The organism is Bifidobacterium jacchi (assembly GCF_009078285.1).
In the GTDB taxonomy this organism is placed as follows: domain Bacteria; phylum Actinomycetota; class Actinomycetes; order Actinomycetales; family Bifidobacteriaceae; genus Bifidobacterium; species Bifidobacterium jacchi.
This window is the reverse complement of record NZ_RQSP01000021.1, coordinates 10567-18592: the sequence shown is the minus strand read 5'-3', so window position 1 is coordinate 18592 and position 8026 is coordinate 10567. Positions and strand designations below refer to the sequence as shown.

Annotated in this window: 6 protein-coding genes and 1 tRNA gene; 5 read left to right on the top strand and 2 right to left on the bottom strand. The window is 64.5% G+C overall.

All coding sequences use genetic code 11. From position 1 onward, the window contains the following. Positions 1–551 precede the first annotated feature (551 nt). Genes EHS19_RS11570 through EHS19_RS06635 form a run of 3 tightly spaced genes read left to right on the top strand, consistent with a single transcriptional unit; the run spans position 552 to position 1089 of the window. The gene (locus EHS19_RS11570; protein ID WP_277752788.1) at positions 552–677 is read left to right on the top strand and encodes a hypothetical protein; all 126 of its coding nucleotides are present in this window, start codon (positions 552–554) and stop codon (positions 675–677) included. 53 nt (positions 678–730) lie between these two features. Then, entirely contained in the window at positions 731–895 is a 165-nt protein-coding gene (locus tag EHS19_RS10785) for a hypothetical protein (RefSeq protein ID WP_175578353.1), read from the top strand. Beyond that, positions 892–1089: a helix-turn-helix transcriptional regulator gene (locus EHS19_RS06635; RefSeq protein ID WP_151916993.1), complete on the top strand. Its 198-nt coding sequence runs from the start codon at positions 892–894 to the stop codon at positions 1087–1089. The genes EHS19_RS10785 and EHS19_RS06635 overlap by 4 nt, the downstream gene beginning before the upstream one ends. Here EHS19_RS06635 and EHS19_RS06630 read toward each other — a convergent pair. Beyond that, positions 1090–1192 (bottom strand) — tRNA-Ser (locus tag EHS19_RS06630). A gap of 226 nt (positions 1193–1418) precedes the next feature. Further along, positions 1419–1808: a hypothetical protein gene (locus EHS19_RS06625; RefSeq protein ID WP_151916992.1), complete on the bottom strand. Its 390-nt coding sequence runs from the start codon at positions 1806–1808 to the stop codon at positions 1419–1421. Between the two features lie 569 nt (positions 1809–2377). On the opposite strand from EHS19_RS06625, the gene EHS19_RS06620 reads away from it, so the two are divergent. Both EHS19_RS06620 and smc read left to right on the top strand, forming a co-directional pair. Further along, on the top strand, positions 2378–4048 hold the full coding sequence (locus EHS19_RS06620; protein WP_151916991.1) for a bifunctional folylpolyglutamate synthase/dihydrofolate synthase: 1671 nt from the start codon (positions 2378–2380) through the stop codon (positions 4046–4048). Positions 4049–4075: 27 nt separating this feature from the next. Then, entirely contained in the window at positions 4076–7843 is a 3768-nt protein-coding gene (gene smc / locus EHS19_RS06615; RefSeq protein ID WP_151916990.1) for a chromosome segregation protein SMC, read from the top strand. Positions 7844–8026 lie beyond the last annotated feature (183 nt).

Genomic DNA, 8026 nt, shown 5'->3' with positions numbered 1-8026 from the left:
GAGCCGCCTCACCGGCGGTGTTCCTCGGGTGCCTGTGGGGTCACCCCCCACCCCTGTCGTGGTGTCGCGTCGGCGTGGGGCTGGGTCAGCGTCTTGGTTGGTTCCAGTGTTCGCGCATGCGGTTGCTGTTGATGGCTCCGGCCCGGCGGTTGCAGTGGGCGTGTTCGGGGCCGTTGTATGCGTCGCGTCGGTCGTTGTGTCCGAGGTCCCATTGTTGGGTGGCGGTGACGGGTTGGTGGCATCTGGGGCAGATTGGTGCGAGGCCGTGGCTGATGAGGTGTTGCCATTGTTCTCGTAGTCGTCGGTGCGTGGTGTCGTAGCCGCGTTGGGTGGGGGTGCCGCGGGCGGTCTCGTGGGCGGCGGCGTGTTCGGCGCAGTAGCGTTGTCCCTCGGGTATGAGGCGTGGGCACAGGGGCCATGGGCATCGGCGTTTGGGCATGCCTGTCACCTCGTTGTTTTCGTTGGGATTTCCGGCGTGTCGAGATGTTTCGAGTTGCATATATCTACATACTATGTTAGTATATAAATATCAGCAGAAAGGAGGTGCGCCGATGAACGAAAAGGATTGGTTCGATGTCATCAACGATGTCATCGCCAACGTCCTCGCCCTTATCGCAATCATCATCGCGATAAGGGCGAGGACCAAGGCACAAGAAGTAAAAAACGGTTCCGGCTAGACCTATTAGCCGGAACCTTCCAGCCAATCCTACATCACCGGCGCGTGCAGCACATGAGAACATCACTGATATTCGGCATCGTCTCCACCTTGTTCGGAATCGTCTCCCTCACGGCCGCCATCGGACACAATGCCATCACCGCCGGGGGCTTCGGTCTGGCCGCGGGACTGTTCGGTCTAGCGGCAGGGATCATCAACGGCGGGGGCGACGAGGAATGACCGTGCGATACCTGAGCATGACCGATGTGGCCAAACGCATAGGTGTCACCAAAGGCGCTCTCGCCCGCTACCGTCTGCCACCCCCGGATGTGACCGTGGGGAACGCCCGCGGTTGGCTTCCCTCGACGATCGACGAGTGGAACGCCAACCGGCCCGGACATGGTGGAAGGCCGCGCAGGAAACACGACCAGTAGTGGCTTGGGCGGGATTCGAGCCCGCGGGCCAGTGTCTAGATGCTGTTTGCTGGTCACCGCGCCATCTCGGCGGGGTCCTTTAGTCCTCTCAGGCACGCAAGCCGTGGCGGGCGGAGCACATTCGCGACTGGTTTGGACCCGGTTGCGCCCGATCGGGGAGCCGCCCATGGAGAAACGACCGCGTCACGCCGATGGGGTGTGGTTGCGGTCGTTGTTCGATCATTCCCGTTGCATGGTAATGACCAATCTAGTAACAGTATCGACGACAGTTGCGGGTTTTGTCAAATCGGCTTGCCTGCATCAATCTGCATCACTCCGTCACAGGCGCGCTATCGGCTGCGCCGCGCCTTGTCGTATCCGGCGCGGCGCGTGTGCGCCTCCCATATGTCCCAGATCAGGTAGACGGGCGCGTTCCCGTCGTGGCCGATGGGGGTGATGATGCCGCGCTGTCCCCATTTCTTGATGGTGTCGGCCTTGATGCTGATGCCCCACGGTTCGAGGAGTCGTGACAGTTGGGCGGGTGTGCCCTTCACGCCGCTGACGCGCAGTCTGAGCATGTCCAGCTGGTGGATGTCCTTGATGCGGTATTCGCCGCCGCATGCGGGGCATGGGATCCAGCCGCCGGCGATCTCCTGCTCGTCGGCGCGCAGCTCGGTCGCGCATGCGGGGCACCAGCCGACCATGCGCACGTCGTCATGGTCGCGCTGCTCCGTCTGCATGATCGTCGCATTGCGTTGTGTGCATAGGACGTATGTTGGTTTGGCGTTGTGTGCATGGGACGTATATATGCGGGTCTGAACTGTGCGTCTCATGTACGTTGCATGCACACGATCGCGTAATTGTACGTTCCATGCACACAACGAGCGGGGCCTTATGTACGTTGCATGCACACGATCAGTAGCATGAGGCGGCCGACTGCATGTCATGGCACGTCGCAACGTACGTTCCATGCACACGATCATTACGACGGCATCACGACGGGGCGTCATATGGTGCCGATCGGCGTTCCACCGGAAGCCGATCACGCATCTGACACGCCTCAGATCTCCGTGGGCCGGGTCGCCGGGCATTCGCGGATCGCTGACGCACAAGGTACCAGCGATATGAGGAATCGATGCAAGCCGACGGCGTACAGCACGCATCGTGACGGGGCTCACGCTATGATGGTGAGGGTTTTTGAGGCCAGGACGTCAGCCGGTATGCGCACGGTCTGCGCAACGGCAGACAGTCAGACGGCAGGCCATTAGACGGCAGACGATCAGGCGGCAGACAATCAGGAAGAGGTCACATGTCATACGAGCATCCGAACCGGAACAACGAAACCATGCGTGATGTCGAGCGCGACATCATGAGCCGGCCTCCGGAGCACAACGTCACGAATCTGGATCTTGACCGGATGCGTCTCATGCTCGATCTGTTGGGGCATCCTGAGGATTCGTTCCGCGTCATCCACGTCACCGGCACCAACGGCAAGGGGTCCACGGCGCGCATGGCCGAGGCGATATGCCGCGCCTACGGCATGCGCACGGGCCTGTACACGTCGCCGCATCTGGAACGGATCAACGAGCGCATCGCCATCGACGGCCAGGAGCTGAGCGACGACGACTTCATCGACATCTGGGATCAGGTCAGGGATCTCGTCGATCTTGTCGACGCGAAGATGAGCGAGCAGGGCAAGCCTCGCATGAGCTTCTTCGAGGTGCTCACCGCGATGGCGATCTGGAAGTTCGCCGACGCCCCCGTGGACGTCGCCATCGTCGAGGTCGGCATGGGCGGACTGACGGATGCCACCAACGTGCTTGACGCGGATGCCGCGATCATCGGACCGATCGACATGGACCACATGCAGTGGCTTGGCGACACGGTCGAGGCGATCGCCGAACAGAAGGCCGGCATCATCAAGCCGGACTGCACCGCGATCATCGGCCGACAGCCCCACGCGGAACGCGTCATGCCGATTCTGGAGGACGCCTGCCGGCGCAACCATGCGACGCTGATTCGCGACGGCGAGCAGATGGAGGTCGTCTCGCGCATGCCGGCGGTCGGCGGGCAGATCGCCACGCTGCGCACGCCATTGGGCACGTATGAGGACGTGCCGATCGCCAAGTTCGGCGAGCATCAGGCGCACAACGCGCTTGCCGCGCTTGCGGCCGCAGAGGTCGTCATTCCCGTCAACGGGCCGCTTGACGGGGATCTGGTCGCCGAGGCCCTCGGCGGCGTCAAGGTCCCCGGTCGCATCGAGCAGGTGCGCAATTCACCGACGATCATCATCGACGGCGGACACAACGTGAACGCCGCACAGGCGCTGCGAGCCGCCATCGAGGAAAGCTACGACTTCCAGCAGCTCGTCGGCGTCGTCGCCATGATGGCCGACAAGCAGGTCGAGGAGTATCTCGGCGTGCTGGAACCATTGCTGAGCCATGTGGTGGTGACCGAAAACTCGTGGAGGGAACGCGTCATGCCCGCCGAACAGCTCGAACGGATCGCAGTCCGCGTGTTCGGACGCGACCGTGTGAGCCGCGTCGACGATCTGCCTGATGCGATCCAGACCGCCGTGAACATGGTCGACGAGGCCGACGACATGGGCATCGGCTATGGGCATGGTGTGCTTATCTGCGGCAGCTTCGTGACCGCAGGGGATGCGCGCATGCTGCTGAAGACCCGGATGAATCCGGATCTGGCCAAGCCGAAGAACGAACGCATCGAACCGAACCTCGACCTTGCCGCGAATGCCGGAAATGCCGCGAATGATGGCGACACCGGCACTGCGGACGCCGACAACGCCGGTAACGACGACAGCGCCGACGATGCCGCCGAAGCCGATTTCGAAACCGATGCCAACCCCGACTTCGACACGGACGACTTCGGCGACTTCGGACTTGGGCAGCTGGCCCGCACGGCCCAGTCCCAGGTCCAGGACCAGGAGGACGCCGCGAAGCAGGCATCGTCAGGCGAATGACCGACGGATGACGGACGGCGATAGGGCATGTATCTCAAGGAACTCACGCTCAAGGGCTTCAAATCGTTCGCATCGGCCACCACGCTGCGGTTCGAGCCGGGCATCACCGCGGTCGTGGGGCCGAACGGCTCCGGCAAGTCGAACATCGTCGACGCGCTGACCTGGGTCATGGGCGAGCAGGGCGCAAAGAACCTGCGCGGCACCTCGATGGAGGACGTGATCTTCGCCGGAACGTCGTCACGCCCGCCGCTCGGACGCGCGCAGGTGACGCTCACCATCGACAACGCCGACCACACGCTCGACATCGACTACACGGAAGTCACCATATCGCGAACGATCTTTCGCAACGGCGGTTCGGAATATGCGATCAACGGAACGCCATGCCGTCTGCTCGACATCCAGGAGCTGCTGAGCGACACCGGCCTCGGTCAGCAGATGCACGTCATCGTCGGACAGGGACGACTCGACTCCATTCTCAAAGCCGATCCGAGCGGGCACCGCGCGTTCATCGAAGAGGCCGCCGGCATCCTCAAACATCGCAAACGCAAGGAGCGCGCGCTGCGCAAGCTCGCCAACACGCAAACCAATCTCAGCCGCATCGACGACCTGCTGCACGAGATGCATCGGCGGCTCGGGCCTCTCGGCCGTCAGGCGCGCATCTCCAGACGAGCGGACGGCATCCAAACCGTGCTGCGTGACGCCCAGGCACGCATTCTCGCCGACGATGCCACCCGATGCGCCGGCCGTCGCGACGCCGTGCGAGCTGATCTGACCGAAGTGCGCGGCAGACTCGCCCAGGTGCAGCATGACCTTGCCCAGGTGCGCGTGCGCATCGAACAGGGCGAGGCGGTCAGTGCCGAATCCAGTCCGGCGATCACCCGCATCAACCAGACCTGGCATGAGCTATCCCGGCTTGTGGACCGATTCGACACGCTCGCATCGCTCGCCGGGGAACGGTCGCGTTCCGCGCTCGATCAGATGGTCACCGCAACCGGCGACGATCCCGCGCTGCTGAACGCGCGAGCCGACGAACTCGCCGCGCAGGAGCGCCAGGCGCGCGCCGCGGTGGACGAGGCGCGACTCGCCCTCGACCACACCGTCGAACGCCGCGCCGACGACGAGCGACGGCTCGCCTCCGTGCGCCAGACCCTCACCGAACTACGGCGCACCACGCAGGAACGCGACGCGAAGATCGCAGGGCTTCGCGAATCGATAGCGCGGGCCGAATCCTCCGTGCAGCTCGCCGAAACACGAGAACGGGACCTGACCGCACAGCGCGACGGACTGATCGCACAGCGCGACGAGGCGATCAAGCAGCGGGACGAACTCGTCGGCCGCGCTCGGCAGGAGGATTCCGATGACGGCACGGCCGCCTTGGATGCGGCCCGCAGTGCGCTCGCAGGCAAGGCGGACGCGCTCAACGCGCTTGAAACAAAGCTCAGAGAGCTGGATGGACGCGTCATCTCGCTCAAGGCCAAGGCTGATGCGCTCGCCGACACGCTGGACAGCCGCAGTGCGACGGATGCGCTGGAACATGCGGATGGCATCGATGTGCTGGGCCGTCTCGCCGACTACATCCAGATCAGCGAGGGATGGGAGGAGCCCGTCGCCCACGCGCTCGGCGAATTCGCCGGAGCCGTCGTGGTGGGCGGGATCGATGACGTGACGCGCGCGCTCACGCAGGCGCGCGAAGAGCGTCTGGGACGCGCGGTGGCGCTTGCTGCCTTCGGCGGCGCTGCGGATGCTGCTGCCGTGCTGCAATCCGGTGCCGCTGTCCGCCCGGCATCGGCATTCGTCCATGTCAATCCGCGCCGATCCTCCGATCCGCACGCGCAGGCCGTGGCCGAGGCCGTTCGCGCACTGCTCGCGGATGTCGCCGCAGTGGATTCGCTGGCCGAGGCGGTCGCCCTGATGAGCGACACTCAGGGCGATGCCGCCGCCACGACCGCATCGCGGTGGCGCATCGCCGTCACCCGCGACGGGGAACTCGTCAATCGGGTCGGCGCGTCGGGCGGCTCCGCTCCCGCGACCAGCGATCTCGCGTTGGCGGCACGGCGAGACAGGGCGTTGTCCGACATGGAGACGCTTGACGCCGGTCGCGCACAGCTCGAATCACGGATCGCCCGTGCGCGAGGCGAACGCGATCAGGCCAGACTGGCCGTCGACCAGGCATCGACCAGATGCACGGAAATCCGCGTCAAAGCCAAGCAGACGAAGACGGCGATCACATCAGCCGACGGTCGCATCGCCGCATTGGAACGGCAGATCGCCGCAATGGGCACGAAAATCAGCGCCGTAGCCGACGAACGGGCAACCCACCAGCGCAAAACCGACGAGCTGAAACAGGCACTTGACGCCGTGAACACGGCACAGGGGCCCGATGTCGATTCGGACGAGCTCTCCGCACGGCAACGCGAACTGGAATCCTCGCTGGGCGATGCCCGAGAGCGTGAGATCAAGGCCAGTGTCGCGTGGAACGAGGCCAAGCGCAAAGCCGAATCCCTCACCCGGCAGATCGGACTGCTCCGCGATCAGGCCGACGAGGCGACGAAGCGCCGCGCACGCATCGCCGAGCTCAACGAACAGCGGCAGCGCGAATCCGAACGGCTGCAGCGCATTGCATCCGACGCACGCGCCATCTGCGCCATCGTGCGACGCTATGCGGACGATGCCGCGACCAGACGCGACCGATTGCAGCAGTCGGCTTCAAGCAACGATCTCAAACTCAAGGAGCTTCGCGAGCAGCGCAACGCGATCGAACCGAAGGTCAACGAGCTGAACTCCCGCGAACACGCCCTCGACGTGGAACGCGAGCGACTCGCCGCCGAATACGGACAGATCACCCAGAAGATCAGCGATGCGCTCGGCATGACCATCGACGAGACGGTGCGCGACTACGGCCCCGATCGCAGGGTGCCGGTGCTTGACGACGACGGCCGGCCTGTGCCGATCGAGGAACGCGGCACTGATCATGGTGATGGGGAAGCGTCCGGCGACGGCAATCGCGGCGATGGCGGCGACGGCGATGGCGGCGACGGCGATGGCGGGATTGCCGGCAATGGGCATGGCAATGGTGACGATGCGAACGCCTACCAGAGCGTGCCGTATGTGCGTGCCGAGCAGATCAAACGACTCGACAAGGCCAAGCGCGATCTCGCCGCGCTCGGCAAGGTCAATCCTCTGGCAGCAGAGGAATACGAGGCATTGGAGGAGCGCAACCGCTACCTCAACGAGCAGCGCGACGACGTGGCGAAGTCCCGCGACGATCTGATGACGCTCATCCGAGATCTCGACCGGACGATGATCGACGTGTTCCGCAAGGCGTTCGACGACACCGCAGCCGCGTTCGAGACCATGTTCACCACGCTGTTCCCCGGCGGCACCGGTCGTCTGCGACTGGAGAACCCCGACGACATGCTCGCCACCGGAGTGATCGTCGAGGCGAGCCCCGCGGGCAAGCGCGTGAAGCAGCTCAGCCTGCTTTCGGGCGGGGAGCGGTCGCTGACCGCGCTCGCGCTGCTGTTCGCCATCTTCACCGCGCGCCCAAGCCCGTTCTATGTGATGGACGAGGTGGAGGCCGCGCTCGACGACGTCAATCTCACACGCCTGCTCAACGCGTTCAACAAACTGCGCGAGCATGCGCAGCTCATTGTCATCACGCATCAGCAGCGCACCATGTCGATCGCTGACGCGCTCTATGGGGTGACGATGCGTGCCGACGGCGTGACCGCCGTCGTCTCGCAGCGGTTGTCGGGTTCGTCGGGTGGCGCTGCTGATGCGCTTCGCGGGCGCTGATGGCGCGCCCGCTCACCTCGCCTACGTACAGTCCGCTGGACTGTACGTTTCACGGCTCGGCAGCAGCGCACCATGTCGATCGCTGACGCGCTCTATGGGGTGACGATGCGTGCCGACGGCGTGACCGCCGTCGTCTCGCAGCGGTTGTCTGGCTCGTCGGGTGGCGCTGCTGATGCGCTTCGC